General features: G+C 39.1%; 19 protein-coding genes and 1 tRNA gene. 14 read left to right on the top strand and 6 right to left on the bottom strand.

All coding sequences use genetic code 11. The features are described from left to right. Positions 1-4: 4 nt before the first annotated feature. The 3 genes from hflX (at position 5) to gshB (ending at position 3,580) form a co-directional block, all read left to right on the top strand. The gene (gene hflX, locus K2F26_RS17435) at positions 5-1,741 is read left to right on the top strand and encodes a GTPase HflX (protein WP_220611927.1); all 1,737 of its coding nucleotides are present in this window, start codon (positions 5-7) and stop codon (positions 1,739-1,741) included. Positions 1,742-1,884: 143 nt separating this feature from the next. After that, the gene (grxC, locus tag K2F26_RS17430) at positions 1,885-2,154 is read left to right on the top strand and encodes a glutaredoxin 3 (RefSeq protein WP_220608807.1); all 270 of its coding nucleotides are present in this window, start codon (positions 1,885-1,887) and stop codon (positions 2,152-2,154) included. A 448-nt stretch (positions 2,155-2,602) separates the two neighbouring features. Beyond that, positions 2,603-3,580 carry a glutathione synthase gene (gene gshB, locus K2F26_RS17425; protein WP_220608806.1) on the top strand — a complete coding sequence of 326 codons (978 nt, stop codon included), beginning with the start codon at positions 2,603-2,605 and terminating at the stop codon, positions 3,578-3,580. 278 nt (positions 3,581-3,858) lie between these two features. Here gshB and ftsZ read toward each other — a convergent pair whose 3' ends face one another. The 4 genes from ftsZ to K2F26_RS17405 all read right to left on the bottom strand — a co-directional run bounded on the left by ftsZ (position 3,859) and on the right by K2F26_RS17405 (position 8,574). Continuing rightward, positions 3,859-5,172: a cell division protein FtsZ gene (gene ftsZ, locus K2F26_RS17420; RefSeq protein ID WP_220611926.1), complete on the bottom strand. Its 1,314-nt coding sequence runs from the start codon at positions 5,170-5,172 to the stop codon at positions 3,859-3,861. A 583-nt stretch (positions 5,173-5,755) separates the two neighbouring features. After that, on the bottom strand, positions 5,756-6,937 hold the full coding sequence (locus K2F26_RS17415; protein ID WP_220608805.1) for an RNA-guided endonuclease InsQ/TnpB family protein: 1,182 nt from the start codon (positions 6,935-6,937) through the stop codon (positions 5,756-5,758). Positions 6,938-7,244: 307 nt separating this feature from the next. Continuing rightward, positions 7,245-8,138, bottom strand: a complete 894-nt coding sequence (locus K2F26_RS17410) for a cell division protein FtsQ/DivIB (protein ID WP_220608804.1) — start codon at positions 8,136-8,138, stop codon at positions 7,245-7,247. Positions 8,139-8,208: 70 nt separating this feature from the next. Continuing rightward, positions 8,209-8,574: a hypothetical protein gene (locus tag K2F26_RS17405; RefSeq protein ID WP_220608803.1), complete on the bottom strand. Its 366-nt coding sequence runs from the start codon at positions 8,572-8,574 to the stop codon at positions 8,209-8,211. 673 nt (positions 8,575-9,247) lie between these two features. On the opposite strand from K2F26_RS17405, the gene K2F26_RS17400 reads away from it, so the two are divergent. From K2F26_RS17400 to K2F26_RS17360, 9 genes are all read left to right on the top strand, one after another. Beyond that, positions 9,248-10,081 (top strand): photosystem II manganese-stabilizing polypeptide, encoded by an 834-nt coding sequence (locus K2F26_RS17400; RefSeq protein WP_220608802.1) that lies wholly within the window; start codon positions 9,248-9,250, stop codon positions 10,079-10,081. An 887-nt stretch (positions 10,082-10,968) separates the two neighbouring features. After that, a complete protein-coding gene (locus tag K2F26_RS17395; protein WP_220608801.1) occupies positions 10,969-11,745 on the top strand; it encodes an RNA polymerase sigma factor SigF in 777 nt (258 codons plus the stop codon). A 158-nt stretch (positions 11,746-11,903) separates the two neighbouring features. Further along, the gene (locus K2F26_RS17390; protein ID WP_220608800.1) at positions 11,904-12,128 is read left to right on the top strand and encodes a hypothetical protein; all 225 of its coding nucleotides are present in this window, start codon (positions 11,904-11,906) and stop codon (positions 12,126-12,128) included. Beyond that, positions 12,104-12,355: a hypothetical protein gene (locus K2F26_RS17385; protein WP_220608799.1), complete on the top strand. Its 252-nt coding sequence runs from the start codon at positions 12,104-12,106 to the stop codon at positions 12,353-12,355. The genes K2F26_RS17390 and K2F26_RS17385 overlap by 25 nt, the downstream gene beginning before the upstream one ends. Positions 12,356-12,460: 105 nt before the next feature. Next, positions 12,461-15,796 (top strand): Eco57I restriction-modification methylase domain-containing protein, encoded by a 3,336-nt coding sequence (locus K2F26_RS17380; protein WP_220608798.1) that lies wholly within the window; start codon positions 12,461-12,463, stop codon positions 15,794-15,796. Positions 15,797-16,244: 448 nt separating this feature from the next. Continuing rightward, complete coding sequence (gene leuC, locus K2F26_RS17375; RefSeq protein ID WP_220608797.1) at positions 16,245-17,648, top strand: 3-isopropylmalate dehydratase large subunit; 1,404 nt, start codon at positions 16,245-16,247, stop codon at positions 17,646-17,648. A 129-nt stretch (positions 17,649-17,777) separates the two neighbouring features. Then, on the top strand, positions 17,778-18,386 hold the full coding sequence (leuD, locus tag K2F26_RS17370; protein ID WP_220608796.1) for a 3-isopropylmalate dehydratase small subunit: 609 nt from the start codon (positions 17,778-17,780) through the stop codon (positions 18,384-18,386). 114 nt (positions 18,387-18,500) lie between these two features. Next, positions 18,501-18,953 (top strand): EVE domain-containing protein, encoded by a 453-nt coding sequence (locus tag K2F26_RS17365; RefSeq protein ID WP_246605405.1) that lies wholly within the window; start codon positions 18,501-18,503, stop codon positions 18,951-18,953. Between the two features lie 111 nt (positions 18,954-19,064). Then, entirely contained in the window at positions 19,065-19,298 is a 234-nt protein-coding gene (locus K2F26_RS17360; RefSeq protein ID WP_220608795.1) for a DUF3134 domain-containing protein, read from the top strand. A gap of 175 nt (positions 19,299-19,473) precedes the next feature. Here K2F26_RS17360 and K2F26_RS17355 read toward each other — a convergent pair whose 3' ends face one another. Next, on the bottom strand, positions 19,474-20,880 hold the full coding sequence (locus tag K2F26_RS17355; RefSeq protein ID WP_220608794.1) for a lysophospholipid acyltransferase family protein: 1,407 nt from the start codon (positions 20,878-20,880) through the stop codon (positions 19,474-19,476). Positions 20,881-21,289: 409 nt separating this feature from the next. Here K2F26_RS17355 and K2F26_RS17350 point away from each other — a divergent pair, with 409 nt between their 5' ends. Then, positions 21,290-21,922, top strand: coding sequence for a class I SAM-dependent methyltransferase (locus tag K2F26_RS17350; protein WP_220608793.1), 633 nt, complete (start codon positions 21,290-21,292; stop codon positions 21,920-21,922). A 10-nt stretch (positions 21,923-21,932) separates the two neighbouring features. Here K2F26_RS17350 and K2F26_RS17345 read toward each other — a convergent pair. Further along, positions 21,933-22,005: transfer RNA gene (locus K2F26_RS17345), tRNA-Ala, on the bottom strand. A gap of 97 nt (positions 22,006-22,102) precedes the next feature. Between K2F26_RS17345 and trhO the strand changes: the two genes are divergently transcribed. Next, positions 22,103-23,053 (top strand): oxygen-dependent tRNA uridine(34) hydroxylase TrhO, encoded by a 951-nt coding sequence (trhO, locus tag K2F26_RS17340; RefSeq protein ID WP_220608792.1) that lies wholly within the window; start codon positions 22,103-22,105, stop codon positions 23,051-23,053. Positions 23,054-23,211 lie beyond the last annotated feature (158 nt).

Here is a 23,211-nt window from a genome sequence, read left to right as displayed (position 1 = left end):
GCCTATAGAGACTATCTTCGGAAATCTCCAAGGTTTAAAGTCCAGCCAGCTAAAACAACTACAGCGGCTGTACCACCAGCGTATATCGGGCGATCGCATGACAACACCGGAGTTCGCCCAAAGGCTGGCAGCAATTAGTACGGAAATAAATCAACCTGTATGTGCCTACCTCAACCGTCGCGGACAAGTGATCCGGGTAGGGGTAGGCAATCCACGTCAAACCCAAATCCCACCCCTAGAACTGCCCCGTTATGGTGCAGAACGGTTGAGCGGTATTCGTTGTATAGCCACCCATCTCAAAGCAGAACCACCGAATGAGGCGGCACTGACAGCAATGGCGCTACAACGCTTAGATGCTCTAGTAATGCTGAATATTACCGGCACAGGATTTACCCGTCGGGGTGGGGGAGCAACTGGGTACGTGAAAGAAGCTTATTTGGCGCATTTGGTAGCCAATAGCAGACAGTTAGTTTTAACTCAGTCATCAGGAATGAGTATTCCAGACTCCGCCTTATATTCCAGCGTATCGCCACCTTTGAGTTTAGAAGCGATCGCCGAACAGGATTTTCTGGACTTGGTAGAAAGTCTAGAAGAAGAATTTCAGAGAGAATATATCGCTCAGGAAGTAGACGCTGACCATGATCGGGTGGTCATTGTTGGGGTACAAACCAATGATATGACACCCCAACAATTTGAAGACACCATCGCCGAACTAGCAAGGTTAGTAGATACGGCTGGGGGTGATGTCTTACAGACCTTACAACAAAAGCGATCGCGCATTCATCCCCAAACCGTAATAGGTGAAGGTAAAGTCCAAGAAGTAGCTTTAACCGCCCAAACCTTGGGAGCAAATCTTGTGGTTTTTGATCGTGACCTTTCACCCGCTCAAGTCCGCAATCTAGAAGCGCAAATTGGTGTCAGAGTTGTTGATCGCACAGAAGTAATATTAGATATCTTTGCCCAACGCGCCCAATCAGGTGCTGGTAAATTACAAGTAGAACTAGCGCAGCTAGAATATATGCTGCCACGACTCACAGGACGAGGCAGAGCCATGTCCCGACTAGGGGGTGGGATCGGGACTCGTGGACCCGGTGAAACCAAACTAGAAACAGAACGGCGAGCTATTCAAAGGCGAATTTCCCGACTACAACAAGAAGTTAACCAACTGCAAGCTCATCGTTGTCGGTTACGTCAGCGGCGACAACATCGGGAAGTTCCTTCTGTGGCCTTGGTGGGTTATACCAACGCGGGCAAGTCTACCTTGCTCAACGCCCTCACTAACGCGGAAGTATATACAGCCGACCAACTTTTTGCCACACTTGATCCCACCACCCGTCGTCTGATTATTGCTCATGCGGATACAAATGAACCCCAGGAAACCTTAATTACAGATACTGTAGGGTTTATTCATGAATTACCAGCTTCTTTAATGGATGCTTTTCGCGCCACTTTGGAGGAAGTTACCGAAGCAGATGCCCTACTACATTTAGTAGATTTGTCTCATCCTGCTTGTTTGAGTCATATTCGGTCAGTTCGGGATATTCTTGCCCAAATGCCTATCACTCCTGGTCCGGCATTAGTTGTATTTAACAAGATCGATCAAGTCGATACTGAAACTCTGGCTTTGGCGCGAGAAGAATTTCCTTTGGCGGTGTTTATCTCAGCTAGTCAACGTTTAGGTTTAGAAACACTACGCCTACGCCTGTCCCAGTTGATTCAATATGCAGTAGACGGCGGTTGAGCTTGAAAATTGAGCTTGAAAATTTTAGATTTTGGATTTTGGATTTTGGATTATTTTTCGGTAGCTCTTGCATCGTTCTGGCCAAGGATGGGACAGAAGCTACCTTTTATAATTGAAAAGTATTTGCTCAACTTGAGGATGTTATGACTGCCAAAGTAGAAATCTACACTTGGAGTACCTGCCCATTTTGTAACCGTGCCAAAAACCTACTATTAAATAAAGGCGTTGATTTCATCGAATACAACATTGATGGAGATGAGGTAGCAAGAAATGAAATGGCTCAAAGAGCAAATGGAAAGCGTTCTCTGCCTCAAATTTTTATCAATGATCATCACATTGGTGGTTGTGATAATCTTTACACTTTAGACAGCACAGGCCAACTGGATACTCTTCTTGGAGGTTCTAAGGTTTAGGTCAAGCGTCTTGAGACTCCCCCACCAACCTAAAGGTGTAGCGGGAGATTCAAGTTTTCTTAGAAACCTGCTTTTTGGAATTATCAGTAGGGGTTGCTGAGAAAGTTTTTCCGTTAGGGGATAAGAGTCAGGAGTCAGGAGTCAGGAGGAGATTTCAAGATTTCTTTTCCATATCTCGAACTCAATAAAAGTGCAAGGCTTCGCCGTGAGCGTTAGTGGTCACTGACCACCTTTAACCTTTGATTTATCTAGGTTTTGCACTTTTTCAGCAACCCCTAAGTACCAGCAAGTATAAAAGTATAGACTGCTAGGTGTACAGGCATTGATTTGAATACCGGCATCCTTAAATCAGCTTTGCCCGCAGTTCATCACCCGTTAAACCTTGGGTTGTAACGTGATTTTTAGATCCATAACAATTAAATTTTTTTTGATAATTGAGGTAGAAAGGGTGAAACTGGCTTTTATTATTGATCCCATCCATCAGCTTGACCCTTGCCATGATACGAGTGTTGCCCTCATGGAAGCAGCGCAAATTCTTGGTCATGAAGTTTGGATAACCCAAGCGAATTTGTTAAATGTTGTGGATAGCAAAGCTTGGGCTGTTTTACAGCAAGTAGAACTTGTACCAGTGGAATTAATAGAGGGACGTTGGGTAGCCGCAAATCCTTGGTATAAGTTAGGTTCTAGCCTCTTCACTGCTTTGGAGTCAATGGACGCTGTATTTATGCGGACAGATCCACCAGTAAACGATTCCTACCTCTATGCTACTTATATTTTGGATTACATTGACCAAAATAAAACCCTGGTAATTAACAACCCCAATGGTATCAGAGCCGCAAATGAAAAAATGTATGCCTTGCAATTTACTCAAGCCATCCCTGAAACCATTGTGAGTGCTGATAAAAAGGTGATCCGCCAATTTGTAGAAGCTAAGGGTGCAACAGTTCTCAAACCATTGGGCAACAAAGCTGGGGAGGGGATTTTATTTTTACAATCAGGCGATCGCAATTTTAACTCAATAGTCGAACTCAGTACCCTCCAAGGTCGATTACCAGTAATGGTACAAAACTATTTACCCGCAGCTAAGGACGGAGACAAGCGAATTATCTTGCTCAATGGCGAACCCATTGGGGCGCTCAATCGCCTTTCTAGTGGCAGTGATTTTCGCAATAATATGGCCACGGGTGGTACTGTTGCTAAAACAGAAATTACCGCAAGAGAACAGGAAATTTGCACCTTATTGGCGGAAAAACTGCGTCAAGACGGCTTGATTTTTGTTGGTATTGACGTGATTGGTGGCTACCTCACAGAAGTCAACGTTACCAGTCCCACGGGCATCCGAGAAATTGATCGCCTAGATGGTACTCACCTTGCTCATCAGGTTATTCAGTGGCTAGAGCAGGTGACAGGTGCTACGCCACGGTGACAGGTGACTGGGGAAGAAAATTTTAGATTTTAGATTTTAGATTTTAGATTGGAATTGACAAAAACAATCCAAAATCCAAAATCCTTTCATTGAATTACCAATTACCAATTACCAATTACCACTGACTAAATAGAAAAAAACTCCAATAAAATATGGGGTAGGCAACTAAATTGCAGACCCCTATCCTGGTGATAAACGTAAAACTAAGAAATTGTATAAAGCACAAACGCCAGAACTGAGACTGCAAACTTAATCTAAAATCTCAAATCTACAATTACTTAATTTTTAGGTGGCGTGCGTCGTCGTTGGAGAAAATCAGGAATATCTAAAATCGGTTTTTCTTTAGGCTCAGGAGTTGAGGTTGGTTGATTAACAGTTGGTTGATTAACAGTTGGTTGATTAACAGTTGGTTGTACTCCTGGCTTCCTGGGAGATGGAGTAACTACTCTGGGAGTGGACACAGTTTGTTGTGGCGCAGCTTGAATTTCTCCGGTAAACCCAGTCGCAATCACGGTAATTCTGACTTCTCCTTGCAGTCTGTCATCAATCACTGCGCCGAAAATAATATTGGCATTGGGATCAACCACCTCATAAATTGTTTCCGCAGCCGCATTCACTTCATGCAGAGTGAGATCACTACCACCAGTGATATTGAAGACAACTCCTCTAGCACCTTCAATAGAGCATTCTAATAATGGTGAGGAAATCGCGGCGATCGCAGCTTCTCTAGCTCTAGATTTACCAGAACTCACGCCAATCCCCATCAATGCTGATCCTGCATCTGCCATGACTGCTCGCACATCGGCAAAGTCCACATTCACCAAACCAGGAATCGTAATAATATCAGAAATACCCTGTACCCCTTGACGCAACACATCATCCGCATAGCGAAAAGCCTCTTGTACAGGTGTTTGTTCAGGAATCACCTCTAACAACTTATTGTTAGGGATAATAATCAGAGTATCAACCCGACTTTTTAATCCTTCAATACCCTGCTCGGCTTGGCTGGTGCGTCGCCGTCCTTCAAATACAAACGGACGGGTCACTACACCCACAGTCAAAGCGCCCATTTCCTTGGCCACTTCCGCCACAATTGGCGCTGCACCTGTTCCCGTACCTCCACCCATACCAGCGGTGATAAATACTAAATCAGCACCTTCTAAAGCGGTAGCAATTTCATCACGAGATTCTTCCGCTGCCTTTTGACCAATGGCAGGATTACCCCCCGCACCTAAACCCCTGGTCAGTTTTTGCCCAATTTGCAAACGACTGGGAGCGCCAGCTAAAGTCAAGGCTTGGGCATCGGTGTTAATTGACCAAAATTCCACCCCAGAAACATCAGATTCAATCATGCGGTTAACAGCATTACCACCGCCTCCACCAACACCAATAACTTTAATATTGGCGACTCGTCCCGGAACAATTTCACCGATCCGGCTACTTTCCGTCATCTTTTTACTGTCGTTACTTTGGGCAAAGTTTAGCCCGGAACTACCAAAGGGATTATTAGAGTTAACTGGCAAAGATAACCCTGTTTGTCCCACAGATTGGGCATTTTTATAAGTAAGCTCTTGGTTATTATCAAATGTCATTGGCTTGATGAAGGTAGATAAACGACTTTTTTTGGTGTTATTCACCTAAGATTCAACTATAGTTGAGTTGGAGACTGTCACCGTCTATGACAATGTTTTTCATTGTTCTGCTCTGTAAAACCTAGACAAGTCTAGACCTTTACTTTTGACTTCAAGGGGAGCATGGGAGCGGTTATCCTTCTGTAAGTCTCTGTAAGTCTCTGTAAGTTTTGGCGCTGTCTGCGAGACGTAATCATCATTAGCTATGGGATCATTTGGCAATTTAGGCGATCGTCTATGGCTTAGAGCAAACTGGGCTGTCAGCATTGCGCTTTGCACCATCGCATAACTAATTCTAGAAAAGTATACCTACATTGTCCGAAAATCGGTTTATAAGTAGTCATGCAAAATAAATTGCACATTTCATTTACCCGTCTTCCTTGTCTGGTAAAGGATACAGAGTTTCCAAATAAGAAATTAATTTTGCACAGGTACTTATAACTTGATCTAGACATTAATAGTTTCTATACTATGTTGCTAAATTTTCCCAGTATTGCTTCGTGAATTTGATGCTCAATATCCGATACAAAAAAGCTAACTAATGCTAACAAAAGTCGGCTTTTTCTTCCTGTTTCACCCTAGCAGTGTCGGCACTATCTAGTCCACAGGCTAACACGATCAATCTGACCGCTTCTTTTTTTAAATTCATCGCAGCGTTTAAATTTCTGTCACATTCAAAACCAGATCTGTCACATTTAAACACTCTTTGAGATAATGACAGTGATGATTTTTTCTCTCCACAAGTAGATGTAGAGACTTTATATATAAAGTCTCTACTGGGATAAAATCTATCCACAATTACTAACTTACTGCCATACAGTTGTGTTTTGTATTCTAGCTGCCTTCTAAATTCATAAAAGCCCATATCCGCAATAGCTTTTGATAATTTCCCATTTGCTAACATTCCTGATACATTCAAATCTTCTATCCCTATAACCGCGTGGTTTTTGCTGATATAGGTGGTGATTTTATGTAATGTATCTTTTCTGATGTTGGCTATTTTTTGGTGTAATCTCGCTATTTGGATTTGTGCTTTTCTATAATTATTTGAACCTATGAGTTTATGTCGGTTCAAATATTGCATTCTTGCTAGTTTATCTTCATACTTTTTATAGCTTTTTACACCATTGAATATTTCTCCTATTGATAATGTCGCTAGATGATTTATTCCTAAATCTACTCCTACAAACTCTTGATTTTTCTGTGTTTGAGTCGTTCTCACCTCCTGTTTCCACGAGATAAACCACTTATCAGCTTGTTTACTGATGGTGACAGATTTCGGTTTATATCCAGTCGGGAGAATTTCATAAGTTTTCAGCCAACCAATGACAGGAACTTTTACCTTTCTGTAGTCAATTTTTATTGACCCATCTAAGGTAAAAGAATCATGTCTCCCTTTTTTCTTAAACTTAGGAAATCCTTTACTTTTTTTCAAGAAGGCTTTCAAGGCATCTGAGAGATATCTTAATGCGTATTGAGGTGCGCATTTAGACACTTCATAATACCAAGGATGGGTAGATTTAATGGCTGCTACTAACCATTTATGTAAATCTATGGCTGTGGGAAATTTGATTTTGTCTTGAGGATTAAGTTTGTTATGTAACAATACCTGTTGACAAAGTGCTAAACCTTGATTCCAAGCGTGTCTGGCTACTCCTGCGTGTTGCGCCAGTAGTAGTCGTTGTAGCTTGTTAACTTTGAGTTCGGTTTTGAATCCTAGTAGCATACAGTGATTTTACTGTAATTCTGTCACAAAGCGAAAAGATGACAGGAAATTTTCAGCAAATGTGAGTATTTGTTAGTCTTAGTTAAGAAAACAGTAGACTGCTACTAACCCTTGATTTTTCATCGACCTGCATAAAGATTATCTCCAAGAAGTTTCTATTATTTATCCTGCCATTTTAATCAAAAGTTCATGCCAATTTTTATTTCAATAGTGCGAACCGTAAAACTCACTAATATTTTTATCCTCAAAAACTGGTTTCTGCACTCAAACAGGCTAAAGCTTGTTAGGTATCTGGGAAGTTAATTTGTTATTTTTGGTTCATTTGTACTAAAGGTTGGTCAGGATTTTTGATATCAATATAGGCTAATTGTTTGGGCTTGAATTTTGCTGGTAAATGCCGCATTTGCACAAGTAACTGGATTTTTTCCGGTAATTGGGCATTAGGAACACCAAGATGCACATTTCCTAATTCTGTTGTCAAAATTAAATTTGTGGGATCTTGGCAATCAATTTCCATCACTTTAACAGAACTCTGACTGACAGCTTGATAAAGTTCAGTCCAATAGGGGCAATATTTTTCTGGTGAACCAAGAACTTTGAGGGTAGGCAATTTACCTGTGGGGTTAAGTGCAGTGTATTTTGCTAGAGGAATCAAAGCGCCACTAGCATCTAGTAAACTGACATCATCCTGTTTGCTTCCAGCAGGAGTATTTTGCAAACATGAAGATGTTGCTTGTTTGCCAGAGTTTGCCGAAGATTGAGGCTGAGTATTGCAACTGGTTATGCTTTGCTTTGGTAGGGTGTGAATCATTGCCACTGGTAATCTCTCTTGAATTTCAATAATTAAACCAGGAGGAAACAGACGACGGCTTACAGTGGCTTGTGCAATAGCGGGTTGTGCTTCTAAAGTTTCGGCAATTGCAGAAGGTTCTATTCGCCACAAAGATTGGGGATAGGACAGCGCCAACAGCGATTGAATAGTTTGCTCGGATAATAATTGATTGCCTGATTTTATGACTATTTGTGCAGGTGTTTTTAACACCCACATTGGTTGGAGTGTTACCCAGAGCAATCCACCTGCTAGACTACTGGCAGCGAGTGTTCGCCAAATAGTGTGGATGATTTTTATTTGCTGCTGCCTACGTAATTTTTTACGGCGTTGAGCTAAATTATTACGGGAAATTGATACTATACCGGACATGAAAACCCCTTTCTGGTTTGAGTCTAATTCCTGAAAACCACGGTGCTTGGTGATTGATCAACTCTTGAGCTTACCATTCTAACCAGTTATCAGTATCACAGGAGTCGTTGGTGTTTTGGATAACAGGAGTTTTTTCATTACTTTCTACTGGTAAATTCACTAGAAATTCTTGTAATCGCATACGTTCAATATAAGGCCAACCTCCCTCAGACTCAATATCTCTGAGCAGTGCGTAGAGTCTTTGGCGGTTATCAGGCAAACTATCTTGAAAAATTCCATCACGAATCTCTTTATGTAACTTTTCCAATTGTCTCAACAAAGATAATAATGCTGTAACATTGCCTTGGCAAGCTTGAGCCGCTTCTTGCACCGCAGCGGCGATCGCTTGCAACTTAGCAGATAAATTCCCCGATGGCAAATTTTGGTCATTGTTCATGTAATTTTCTGCTGCTGTTCTATAAAAGTAATACAATACCCGAAACACCCGAAAAAAGGGAGGATGGGCAGGGGTAAGAGCGAAATCACAAAAAGCCAGCGAAAATCAAGCGAAGAACTACTAATGACGAGGCGCTAATTGTCAATTGATTGATGCCAATGTGAATGGTAGTTTGAATATTGTACGTAAATTAATCCCCACAGATTTGATGTGAGGGCTTAGTTACGTTTTAGTAAATTTTGGAAATTCATTTCCGACCAACCAATAGCATCAGAGAAATCTTATGCTTGTTGGCACTATAACTTGGCTGATTTCCCTATCAAACCAGAAATTGTATGTACTAACAATACATATATAATACAGGATAATTGGGGTCATGCCGCTTTTACCTGATGTAAGAGCAAAGCGCGAAGTATAGCCTACTTCGCATTAATAACAGATGCCTTGAGGCGTTTCTGTGTTGTGGTCTACTCATCCATTTAGCCAAACCCTGCCAAATGCCACTCAGTAGACTGTTGGTTTGAAGCTAAGGAAAAAAAGCAACTTCCATCTAACTCTGATGAAAGAAACTGCTGCTTCTGAAGCTAAACCTGAAAACTCAAAACGGAATGCGTTTTATTACGTTTAGTAGAGCCGTTTTACAACTTAAATATTAATGACATTGAGGTTGACCATGAGGTATCGCGCTTTAATAGTTGCATTCTTAGCTTTATGCTTGGGGCTGATAACGGCTTGTAGTGATGCGCCTTCATCTAGCAGCAGAGACTTGCTGACTTACGAACAAATTCGAGGTACTGGCTTGGCTAACAAATGCCCTCAGTTGGCAGAAACAAGCCGTGGTTCTATTGCTTTGGATAACAGTCAGTTCTACACCATCAAAGAACTGTGCTTAGAACCTACCAATTACTTTGTCAAGGAAGAACCTGCTAACAAACGGCAAGAAGCTGAATTTGTAGCTGGTAAATTGGTGACTCGTAACACATCCACTATTGATCAAGTACAAGGTGATTTAAAAATCAACCCAGATAACAGTCTGACCTTTGTAGAAAAAGATGGTCTTGATTTCCAAGCTATCACAGTCAAACTTCCTGGTGGTGAACTGGTACCTTTCTTATTTACTGTCAAAAACTTGATTGCACAAACACAGCCTAATTTGACCAGCATTAATACTTCTACTGATTTTGAAGGTAAGTTTAAAGTTCCTTCTTATCGTGGTGCTTCTTTCCTAGATCCCAAAGGTCGTGGTGTGGTCAGTGGTTATGATAATGCTGTGGCATTACCAGCCCAAGCCGACGATGATGATTTGACACGAGCTAATGTGAAGCGTACAGAAATCCTCAATGGCAAGATTTCTTTACAAGTAGCTAAAGTAGACAGTTCTACTGGCGAAATAGCTGGTACTTTTGAAAGTATACAGCCCTCTGATACAGATTTGGGTGCTGGCGAACCTAAAGAAGTTAAGATTCGTGGTTTATTCTACGGTCGCGTAGAAACAAATCGCGGTTAAATTCCTGTTGTTATAGCACGAGTCAGGAGTCAGGAGGAAGCAGTGCGGTCTTAGTCACGCCACTCCCTTCAAGCCGGGAACCCCGTCCACAGGGGTGGCTGCTCAAATGAAGCAACTGCCGTTCAAGAGTCAGGAGTAAAACCCTTTTTTACTCAATACCTTTGCCATTTTCCCGTAGGTTGGGTTGAACGAAGTAAAACCCAACGTAAACTCAACGTATTTGTTGGGTTTCGTTCCTCAACCCAACCTACAAATCAAGATATTTTTGATTTTGGCGAAGGTATTGTTACTAGGAGTTTCATGATTAATTGATGTCCTAACTACTCTGTCTACAGCTATAAAAAAATTCATCCAACTGCCCTGCTTTTTGAGAGGGTAGTTGGTTTTTTTTTAGACTGGTAAACTTTTGGCTGATTTCTCATCACCTGTGATTTTTCCGTAAAAAAACAGTTGTCAAATTCATGTTTTGGGAAATTAGATGAATTTATTCAAATCAAATACGTACTATTACTAATCAATAATTTTTATTAATTTAGAAAAATAATAGATAGAATTTTTGGCTATTTATCAGTAAATTTTATATTTGCATTTATAAAGTTACGTACTATCACGGTTTTGAATTAGGGAAAAAATTGTATATTTTGATTCTATGCAAGTTGTTTAATAAGCTACAACAGACCAAATTGACTTCGATCACTAAAAAGCAACTCTGCTGAAAATCGCCCTAGATTTTCAACCCATGCTCAAAATCTTTTATAGCTAAAAATTTTAGTGTGACTGATGGCTTTATGGGTTGTTTAAGAAAGTGCATATCTGAATATAGCGCGTTCAAAATTAAGTTGAGGAGCGATTAATAAACACTATATTTACTAAATCCTGAATTTGCTATGCCCAATACAGCCACGAACGAACTAAAACATGAGATTTCACAGTTGTTGCGAGAATATGAGCAATGTCCTTCAGAACGCCTTCGTAATCAACTGGTGAAACTAAATTTTGGACTGGTGAGAAAAGAAGCTCACTACTGGATAAATCAATCTCATGAAAGCTATGAAGATTTGATCCAAGTCGGCTGTTTGGGTTTAATTAGAGCTATTGAGAAATTTGAACTTTCTAAAGGGCACGCCTTTAGTTCTTACGCTATTCCTTACATTCGCGGGGAAATTCAACATTACCTCCGGGACAAAGGCGTAACCATACGGATACCCCGGCGCTGGTTAGCACTGCAACAGCAAGCCATAGGTGTTTCCCGTTCTTTGCGGGAAAAATACAACCGCCAACCGACTGATGCAGAAATAGCTGGTGCATTGGAAATTTCTCAAAGTGAATGGCAGGAAATTAAATTAGCATGGGTGAATTGCTCTCCCCTGAGTTTGGATGTACCCATACAGGATGGAGAAGAAGGATCTACCAGTTTGGGGGAATTGGTTCCCGATCCCAATTACCGCAGCTTTCAATTAGCGCAAGAAGACCAAATCAGATTAAAACAAGCATTAGTACAGTTGGAAAACCGCACCCGGGAAGTTTTAGAATGCGTGTTTTTACATGATTTGACACAGAAGCAAGTTGCAGAACATTTAGGAATTAGTGTAGTTACTGTTGCTCGTAAAGTCAAAAAAGGACTGGAGATGCTGAAAACAATCATGGTAGTGCCTGAAAATTAATAGCCAATCCTCTGAAACCATGATTTGCTGGAGTGTTAAAAATAACTCTGGAAATGTAAAATTTAGTGTTATAAAGGAAACAGACTTGGCCTGTAATCACAATTTCAGGCGTGTTGATTTCCACAAGTAAACTTTCCTATAGCTTTCGAGAACAGCTAATGGGTATAAATTCACAAATTAATTCACAGATTGTAGCTGCGGCTATTTTAACTTTGGCGATCGCTGGATGTACAGTTAATGATACGCCAGAAGCTACTAACACTCCTCCCGCAGCACCAATTCCCCAAACAGCAGCAGAAAAACCAGTTCATTCATTGACAATCTGCTGTAAGTTTATAGTGATGATTTTATACTTTTTATGGAACAGACTCAACAAAAAATAGAATTTCCTAATTTTCCTTTGGCTGTATATCGAGAAATAGCGGCACATTTGCGGCAGGTGGAAGGGGTTGAAGTGGATTTAATTCCCCAAACTTCTTCAGATTTTGATTATTATCAAAGTCAAATTGCTGGTTTGTCTATTTCTTGCCAACCAAATACTAATGAGGAACAGGTGAAGCAGATTTTAGATTATTATAACAGTCTAAAAACCTTATTCTATAGCTGTTAACCCTTATGGAAATATCCCTGGTTTTCCTACCTGGGAAGTTACGCTTATTTGTTGTTTAATCACCGTAGGTTAAACTAGATAATAGTGAACCAACAGGTATCAGGTATGAGTCAGAAAGACGATAAAGCTTTATTTCAGAAAAAAGCGTTAAAAAATGCTTCAGGTGCTTTTAAATTTCCTGAAGATTTAACAGCACGTCATCAAATAATTAGCAAATGGGTTGAAGCTTTAAATTCAGGTACACTGGATAAAATCAGCGAAGTTTCTTTACAGGGAAATTTCTTAAAAGAGATATTTCAAGATGTGTTAGGTTATCAATCTGTAATTGATGGAGGTGGTAAAAAATGGGAACTTTACCCAGAGAAAAATATTGCTGATGGTGGGGGTTTTGCTGATGCTGCTTTAGGATATTTTACCGCAACAGAAAATCAAAAAGGTCAGGTAAAATTACAAGGTCAAGTTGTTGCACCCATTGAATTAAAAGGAACTAAAAATAATTTAGATCGTGCTGCATCAGGAAGGGATAAATCAGCAGTTGATCAAGGATGGCATTATGCTAATTATACCCCTGATTGTCGTTGGATTATTATTTCTAATTATCGAGAATTACGATTATATCATATTAACAAGACTCTTGCTTATTATGAAAAGTTTGTATTAGCAGATTTAGTAGATTTTCAGGAGTTTAAAAAATTCTATTTTATTCTGTGTCGGGATAATTTCTTACCTATTAAAAATGTCTCTGTTATTGATAGATTATTAACCGCTTCTGAGCAAGCACAGGAAGATATTACCAAACAATTATATGACGAATATAAACAAGTCAGATTAAACATAGTTAAACATTTTCGGTTTATTGATAAATTAGCTATTGTTAACCGTGATGGGGTATTAATTGAAAAAGCACAAAAGACATTAGACAGAATTTTATTTATTGCATTTTGTGAGGATAGGGGATTATTACCAGAACAGACTATTAATAAAGCCCATGATAGCAGAAATGCTTATAATAATCGTCCGATTTGGGAAATTTATAAAGACGTTTTTCGCTGGGTTGATCAAGGTAATGATGATCCACCAATTCCCGGTTATAATGGTGGTTTGTTTCAACATGATCCGCTATTAGATGAACAGTTGAATATTCCCGATCCTTTATGTACACAACTTAAAAACCTGACACGGTTTGATTTTGATTCGGAAGTTTCTGTAGATATTTTGGGGCGAATTTTTGAACAGTCAATTACAGATTTAGAAGAATTAAAAGCTGATGTTTCTAAACAGGAATTTGATAAAAAACAAGGTAAGCGCAAAAAATTAGGGGTGTTTTATACTCCTGCTTATATCACGCAATATATTGTCGAAATTGCCATTGGTGGATATTTACAAAAACGGGAAGCTGAGTTAAGACAGCGTTTACAGTTAGGAGAATTTACAGATCCAGAAAAACAACGAGAAAAAGAAATTGAATTTTGGTTAAATTACCGAGATGAGATATTAGTAAAAACGCGAGTTGTTGATCCTGCGTGTGGTTCGGGTGCGTTTTTAATTGCTGCTTTTGATTATTTGCAAAGTCAGTATCAACGAGTGCATGATAATTTGCGGTTTTTACAATATCAAGATTCGGAAAATCTGGAATTAGATAAAACCATCCTCAGTAATAATTTGTTTGGGGTTGATTTATCTCCAGAGTCGGTAGAAATTACTAAGTTATCTTTGTGGTTAAAAACTGCAACTCAGGGTAAAGCTTTAACTTATTTGGATGATAATATCAAAGTTGGTAATTCTATTGTCGCAGATGCACAATTTACAGATTTACCTTTTATTTGGGAAAGTGAATTTCCTCAAGTTTTTGCTGGAGGTGGGTTTGATGTAGTGATTGGAAATCCTCCTTATATTCGTCAGGAATTGTTATCACCTTTTAAACCTTATTTACAGGAGAATTATCAAACTTATGATGGTGTTGCGGATATCTATATTTATTTTTATGAAAAAGGTTTGAATTTACTGAAACCAGAGGGAATACTTTCCTATATTGTGACGAATAAATGGTTGCGTTCTGGTTATGGGGAAGCGTTGAGAAGGTTCTTTTCTCAGTCAAGTGTGTTTGAACAAATTATTGATTTTGGACACGCACCAATTTTTGAAGATGCTGATACTTTTCCCTGTATTGTTGCAGTCAAGAAAACTAATCTTTTGGAAACGGAAAAGGAAAATAAAAAAGTTGTAGTTTGTGTTGTTCCTCGTGAGGAGTTACCAAAAATTAACCTTACTCAATATGTACAGAATGAGGACAATAGTTATACTATACCTTGGTCGCGGTTTTCTGCTCATGCTTGGAGTTTAGAACCTCCTGCGGTGGATGAGTTAATGCAGAAAATTCAACGGGTAGGTATTCCGTTAAAAGAGTTTGCTGGGGTTAAACCATATCGGGGAATAATGACAGGTTTTAATGAGGCATTTTTCATAGATGATGCGACTAAGAAAAAGTTGATTTTAGATGATCCAAAATGTGCGGAAATTATTAAACCAATATTGAGAGGACAAGATATTAAAAGATGGTGTCCTGAATGGGATAATTTATGGATTATTTTACTTAAATCTAGCAGTGATTTCACTTGGAAATGGAGTGAAGATAAAAATACAGCAGAAGAAATTTTTAAATCCTCGTTTCCTTCTTTATATCAGCATTTTAAACCTTTGGAGGATAAATTACGCAAACGTTCAGATAAAGGTAGATATTGGTGGGAATTAAGGTCATGTGCATATTATGATAAGTTTGAACAACCTAAAATTATCTATCAAGTTATTCAAACTTTACCACTTTATGCTTTTGATAATTCTGGAGTTTTGGGAAATGATAAAACTTTCATACTTCCCACTCAAGATTTATTTATTTTAGCTGTTCTTAATTCTCCTTTGCTTTGGTGGTATGGTCAGCGAATTTTCACAAAAATGCTGTCTGACTCTATTAGTCCAATGGGGTATTTATTTGAAACCTTACCCATTGCACAACCCACAGTAGAAATACGCGCAGAAGTAGAAGAAATAGTCACTCGTTTAATAGAAATAACCAAACTCAACGGACAAATTTATAAAGATGTTCTCGACTGGTTGCAAGTAGAATACAAAATTGAAAAACTGGGAAATAAACTAGAAGATTTCGCAACTTTAGAATTTGCGGAATTTGTGGAAGAAGTCAGAAAAAGAATGCCCAAACCAAAGACAGCTAAAAAAGCATCTGATCCTTTAAGTGTACCAGCTTTTAAAGCTTTACGTCAAGCCCATAATGATTATGTTCCCGAAATTCAAAGTCGCAAAAATGAAGCTGTGAAATTAGAACAGCGACTTGCAGATTTAGTGAATCAAACCTATCAATTAACACCCGAAGAAATTGACTTAATGTGGAAAACAGCACCTCCAAGAATGCCGATTTTTAGATAGTCTGAATCAGGATATCCAGGATTAAAGGATTTACAGGATGTGGTTTTGATGATTTAATTGTTTGGAGGAGTTTATTTTTTAAATTGTCTGAATCAGGATATCCAGGATTAGAGGATTTACAGGATGTGGTTTTTTAGTTAATTATTTTGAGAATTTGATTATTTTGATTGTCTGCATTAGATGTTGTGATTTAACAATTCTGATTATTACAGAATTACATTAAGTCAGTTTAAGATGAACAGACTCTTATGATTAAAAATGATTTAATGTTGTATAAATCCTGAAAATCCTCAAATCCTGGATATCCTGATTCAGACAAATATTAAATCCTGAAAATCCTCAAATCCTGGATATCCTGATTCAGACAAAATAAATCCTGAAAAGTGATAAGCTGATCGCTTTTCTGATATAATCAAAAGTTCGACTCCTTTAACATAGAATTTGATGTATGAGCAAGGGAACGCTGTTTGACAAAGTTTGGGACATCCACACCGTTGGTACACTTCCATCAGGACTAACGCAACTATTCATCGGACTACACCTTATCCATGAAGTTACCAGTCCTCAAGCCTTTGCTATGCTCAAAGAGAGGGGTTTAAAAGTTTTATTCCCACAGCGGACAGTTGCTACAGTGGATCACATTGTTCCTACGGATAACCAAGCGCGTCCGTTTTTGGATAGCATGGCAGAAGAGATGATCCAGGCTTTAGAAAAAAGCTGTCAGGAAAATAACATCACCTTCTATAACATCGGTTCGGGAAATCAAGGTATAGTTCATGTTATTGCCCCTGAGTTGGGACTGACGCAACCGGGAATGACCATTGCTTGTGGAGATAGTCACACATCTAGTCATGGTGCTTTTGGAGCGATCGCCTTTGGAATAGGTACAAGTCAAGTCCGCGACGTTCTCGCTTCCCAAAGCCTAGCATTATCAAAACTCAAAGTTAGAAAAATCGAAGTTAACGGGACGCTAAAGCCCGGAGTTTACGCTAAAGATGTAATTTTACACATTATCCGTACATTAGGCGTTAAAGGTGGTGTAGGTTACGCTTACGAATATGCAGGGACCACCTTTGAACAGATGAGTATGGAAGAACGGATGACCGTTTGTAACATGGCCATCGAAGGTGGTGCAAGATGCGGTTATGTCAACCCTGATCAAATTACTTACGAATATCTGAAAAATAGAGACTTCGCCCCCCAAGGTGCAGACTGGGAAAAAGCCGTTACTTGGTGGGAATCTCTGCGGAGTGATGCCGATGCCGAATATGATGATGTAGTAGTATTTAATGCCGAAGACATACCCCCGACAGTCACCTGGGGAATAACACCCGGTCAAGGAATAGGCGTTGATCAAAAAGTACCCGCAGCAGCAGAACTACCAGAAGAAGATCGGTTTGTTGCTGAAGAAGCATATCGTTACATGGATCTTTACCCTGGTCAACCCATCCAAGGTACAAAAATTGACGTTTGCTTTATCGGTAGTTGCACCAACGGACGTATCAGCGACTTGAGAGAAGCGGCGAAAATAGCCCAAGGTCGTAAAGTTGCAGCAGGTGTAAAAGCTTTTGTTGTTCCCGGTTCAGAGCGGGTGAAGAAAGAAGCCGAAGCGGAGGGGCTAGATAAAATTTTTGTTGAAGCTGGTTTTGAGTGGCGTGAACCTGGTTGCTCCATGTGTTTAGCCATGAACCCTGACAAACTACAAGGAAGACAGATCAGCGCCTCATCGTCTAACCGCAACTTCAAAGGTAGACAAGGATCGGCATCTGGTCGCACCCTGTTAATGAGTCCAGCAATGGTAGCAACTGCTGCTATTAAAGGTGAAGTTGCTGATGTCAGAGACTTATTATAAAACCCTTGTGGAATAGGCCTGCCTGTTCAAAATACATTCCATAAAACAGGCTAGAAGCCTGTTCCACAAAAAAATCTCTCTTAAACTCTTTCCTTCGTGTCCTTCGTGCCTTCGTGGTTCATTAAAACTATGGTAAGTGAAGTAAAACAAGTATTCAGTACTGCCGTTCCTCTTATTGGCGACGACATAGACACCGATAGAATTATACCCGCCCGCTACCTAAAAGCCATCACCTTTGATGGTTTAGGAGAAGGCGCATTTATTGACGATAGAACAGCTTTAAATGGTCAACATCCTTTTGATCTTCCTCAATATCAAGGGGCGAAAGTATTAATTGTTAACCGTAACTTTGGCTGTGGTTCATCTAGGGAACACGCACCTCAAGCATTAGCAAAATGGGGTATCAAAGCTATTATCGGTGAAAGTTTTGCGGAAATCTTTTTTGGTAACTGTGTGGCAATGGGTATACCTTGCGTTACAGCCGAACCAGGTATAGTCAAACAACTACAAGATTTAGTTACCGCTAATCCCCAAGCACCTGTTACCATAGACGTAGAAAATTTGCAAGTGCAAATCAATGATTTAACTTTCCCGGTGTTTATGGGTGAGGGGACTAAAACTGCTTTTGTTTCTGGTACTTGGGATGCTTGCGGACAGTTGGTAGCAAATGCAGTACAGGTGAAGGCTGTAGCGAGTAATTTACCTTACATTGGTTGGGGTAAGTTAGCTGTTAGTTAGGTGACTGGGGACTGGGGACAGGTGACTGGGAATAAATATTTACCTTCTGAACTCCTATTCCCTATTACCTATTCCCTATTGCCTATTACCTATTCCCTATTCCCTATTTAATATATGAATTACTGGTTAATGAAATCTGAACCTTCTGTTTATAGTATTTTTGATTTACAAACCCAAAAACAAACTATTTGGGATGGGGTGAGAAATTATCAAGCAAGGAATTTTTTACAGCAAATGCAAATAGGAGATTTAGCTTTTTTCTATCATTCTAATGCTGAACCTCCAGGTATTTTTGGTTTGATGAAAATAGTGGAAACTGGTATTGCTGATCCAACTCAATTTGATACTAATAGTAAATATTATGATGCTAAGTCTACTCCTGAATCTCCCCGTTGGTTAACTGTAAAGGTGGAATTTGTAGAGCTATTTTCTCAGCCTATTTTTCTATCTACACTGAAAGAAAAATTTACTGGTGATGAATTATTAGTAGTTAAAAAAGGTTATCGTTTATCAGTAATACCAGTGATTAAAGAGGTAGCCAAAAATATTTTTGCCATGAATAATTAATTTTGCAAAAAATAGCTTATAATTACAGCACAACTAAATTCTTGTTAAGAAATTAGACCTTCTACGGACAAATTTTTTAGGCAATATATAGGCATATAGGCAATATATTTTATGCTCAACGGACCACTACATGAACAACCCCGCAACCAAAGAGCTACAGTAATTCGTACCAGTAATGAATTTATACTGCTGGAATGGTTAAAATCAACTGGTCGTTTAATAGCACGTGAACATATAGAATCTGACCTGACGAGTGACGTTGAAGAAGAAATTTCTGAGATTATCGACCTCGATGATCTCGCTTATGATCAAGATGATGATACAGATTTAGATTTAGATGATTAGTATAGTCAAAATAACTTTCTCTAGATAGGTAAAAGAGAAAGAAATTAAGGGTAATTGATAAACAAACCCTTAATTTCCCATACTTTTCCATTAAGCCCAAAACATAAAATTCTGTAGGTTGGGTTGAGGAACGAAACCCAACATTTACAGAAGTTTGTCAGGATTCACTCATCCTCTAAATCAATTCCTCTAAAGCTATCTGTAAATCTTTGGTTAAATCACTCACACCTTTTCTAGCAGCTTGTTTATTTCCCTGACATTTTTCCCATCTTTCTGTTACGGAAATCGGTTCACCGACAGTAATCATCGCTTGTTTTAAACCTAAACTTGGTCTTCCTGGTAAAGTCGAATCTTTAATTCTCGACAACATATCAAACATTAATAAAGTCGTTTCTGCAAATCTATCAGCGGTTGGTTTTTCTTGAATATAATTAGCTGTCATCGCTACAAAACTTTCAGCTATTCTCATGTGTTGCATTCGCAAATCTGCTTCCTCAGCTATCCAGTCAGCCAGACCACGTTTAAAAGGTGGTAAACTATTAATATCCTCGATATCATCACGATAAATATAATTCCAACCGGCTTCTTCTAACCGCCGACATCTATCAATAAAATTACCTTGTGCCGTCACATTAAAATATTCTTCAGCTACCTGTAAAGCTGTATCCATTAAATTTCTTAACCGAGCAATTAATACCTGATTAGGGTTTGCTGTTTCCTCACAAATAATTATTGGTAAATCTCGATGATAGAAACGAAGATAAAAGTCCTCCATTTCCGTAATTAAATATTCCGCTAAACGGAAAATTCGCTGATGTAAAATCTCTTCCCTATTCTTGCCAGTGTAACTAATTTTCGTCACTGGTAAACCGCTATCAGCTTCTAATTTTGATATTAGCCATTCTATTTTTTCCCAAGGTGGGTTAACATAACTATATTTAATAGCAATAGGAATAATATAAACTGTTTCTGGGCGGTGAGCTTTTTGCAAATCTTCTACACACCAAAAACCCATCTGTGCTACACCAGGTTCTAAAGGACTGACTATTCCACTATGACCATTTGTACCACCTTCAGGAGCGATCGCAATAGGCATTTCTGCATTTACAAATAAATTTCTCACCATTTGAATCGCATTTCTATCTACTTTTCTTCCCCTGCGAATAGGTACACCACCACAGCGAGAAAATAACCATCCTAACCAATTTCCTGCCCATAAAGTCATCCCTCTTTCATACATAAAATGACTATGAACAGGATATTTTAAATCAATGCCTTTTTCCCGCGCAACCCTGGGAACAATGCGAGAAAGCAGATACAGCATTGATAAAGGATCTTCAACTTCTGGATGCCGAAAAGCAATTAAAAAACGAACTTTACCCTCTTGAAATTCATGATATAATTTAGCTAACACTTCCGCATTTTTAGCTTCTATTTTCACAATACCAGCAGGTAGCCAAGGTCTAGTTCTCACCCGTAAAATAAAAGGGAGAAAAAAAGACATCACCTTGAGTACCAACGGTTGAAAATTTGGGGGAATAAATTTTAATGGTGGTTGGGTGGAATGAATAGACTTAGGCAAGTTTTTCTCCTGTAATGTGACAAAACAATGTGATAAATTATTGCCAATGGTAATTTATCCAAGGTATTAAATAAACAAACCGCAAAGTACGCAAAGTACACAAAGGGAAGAGGATGGAAAAGGGTCTTTTTATCCATGTTATGATTTTAGCAAAGTTTCGATGCTCACCAATTATCTCAATAGAAAGGGAGTATCGCACCTACACTAATTTTATGTAAATATTATACAAATATACAAATACAGCATATTGCAGATCAATAAGAGACAGCATCTTAATTAAAACATAGACAGCAAGAAAGTTTTATTCCTGACTCCTGACTCCTGCTATATGTAAAACTACAAAAAATCAAACTCCTGTAATTATCTGCGTTTATCTGCGTTCATCTGCGTTCCCTAAAAACTCAAAAATATGCACACAAACCCAGAACAAAAACAATTTGCACCCGCAACCCAACGCAACCGCGAACCCATTTTAGAGGTACTTCAACAAGTCTTACCCCCATCAGGAACTATCCTAGAAATAGCTAGTGGTACAGGAGAACACGCGGTATTTTTTGCACCCCCTCTAGCACCGCGAAAATGGCTACCTTCTGACCCAAACCCCTTGTTAAGAGACAGTATCACAGCTTGGTCGGAAGAATCAAAAAGTGATAATCTTTACCCACCTTTAGATATAGATGCACAGTTACCCGTTTGGACAGTTGAGAAAGAAACATTTACAGACTCGCCAATTGTCGCTATAGTCAATATTAATATGATTCACATTTCTCCTTGGTCAGCTTGTTTAGGACTCATGGCCGGGGCTGGACGAATTTTACCACCTGGTGGTATCCTTTATTTATACGGACCCTATAAACAAAACGGTCAACATACCGCACCCAGTAACGCTGCTTTTGATGAGTCTTTGCGATCGCAAAACCCAGAATGGGGAGTGCGTAATTTAGAAGATGTGGTAAAAGCAGCAAAAGCCGAAAATTTGATCTTGCAAAAAGTTTACCAGATGCCAGCAAATAACCTATCAGTTGTATTTCAAAAAAATTAAAGTAACCAAGTGGAGGTTAGCGGACTCGAACCGCTGACATCCTGCTTGCAAAGCAGGCGCTCTACCAACTGAGCTAAACCCCCATCCAAAGCTTTCAGTAATCAGCTTTTTTTGCTAATGACTGACTGCTATTTTAAACTTAAAGTAAATAATATACTATTATTCTTTTTTTGTAAACAGATGAACCCAGAAAATAACCAAAAAAATAACCAAGATAATAACCAAGATAATAACCAAGATAATATTATAGTTGTAGCTGCGCTGTATAAATTTGTCAGCTTACCCGATGATCAAGAACTGCAAGCACCGCTGTTATCATTTTGTCAGCAACAAGGCATAAAAGGCACAATTTTATTAGCCAAAGAAGGCATTAACGGAACTATAGCCGGTTCACGTTCTGGGATTGATGCGGTTTTGGGATTTCTCCGTAGTGATGAACGGTTAGCAGACTTAGAACACAAAGAATCATACACCGACACACCACCATTTGAAAAGATGAAAGTGCGGTTAAAACGTGAAATTGTTACTTTAGGAATACCGGAAGTTGATCCTAATGAAAAGGTAGGAACGTATGTAGAACCAAAAAAATGGAATGATTTAATTTCCGATCCAGAAGTCACAGTAATTGATACCCGTAATAATTACGAAGTCAGTATTGGGACATTTAAAAGAGCAGAAAACCCGCAAACTGAAATTTTCCGAGAATTTCCTGAATATGTGAGTAAAAATCTAGACCCAAGCAAACATAAAAAAGTTGCTTTATTTTGTACAGGTGGAATTAGATGTGAAAAAGCATCATCCTATATGTTGTCACAAGGCTTTAAAGAAGTTTATCACCTCAAAGGTGGTATTCTGAAATATTTAGAAGAAGTCCCAACCGAAGAAAGTTTGTGGGAAGGGGAATGTTTTGTATTTGATGAACGGGTTGCAGTGCGTCATGGCTTAGAAGAGGGAAGTTATGAGTTATGCTTCTGTTGCGGTCATCCCATTTCTGACGCAGATAAAACTTCACCTAAGTATGAGGAAGGTATTTCTTGTCCCCAATGTTTTGATAGTTTAACGGAGGAGAAAAAAGCGAGACAACAGGAGAAGTGGAAGCAATATAAGTTACAGGTGACAGGTGACAGGTGACAGGTGACAGGTGACAGTTATCTAAGTCCAGATATCACACAGAGTCGCAGAGATAAAACCTCTTTCCTTTGCGTACTTTGCGTACTTTGCGTACTTTGCGGTTCATTATTCATAAATTTTTTAAATCTCAAAAATCCAAAAATTTTTCAACTCCCTTT

Origin of the sequence: Sphaerospermopsis torques-reginae ITEP-024, assembly GCF_019598945.1 — a bacterium.
GTDB lineage: Bacteria > Cyanobacteriota > Cyanobacteriia > Cyanobacteriales > Nostocaceae > Sphaerospermopsis.
Note: the sequence above shows the minus strand (reverse complement) of the source record. Positions and strands in the feature narration are given on the sequence as shown.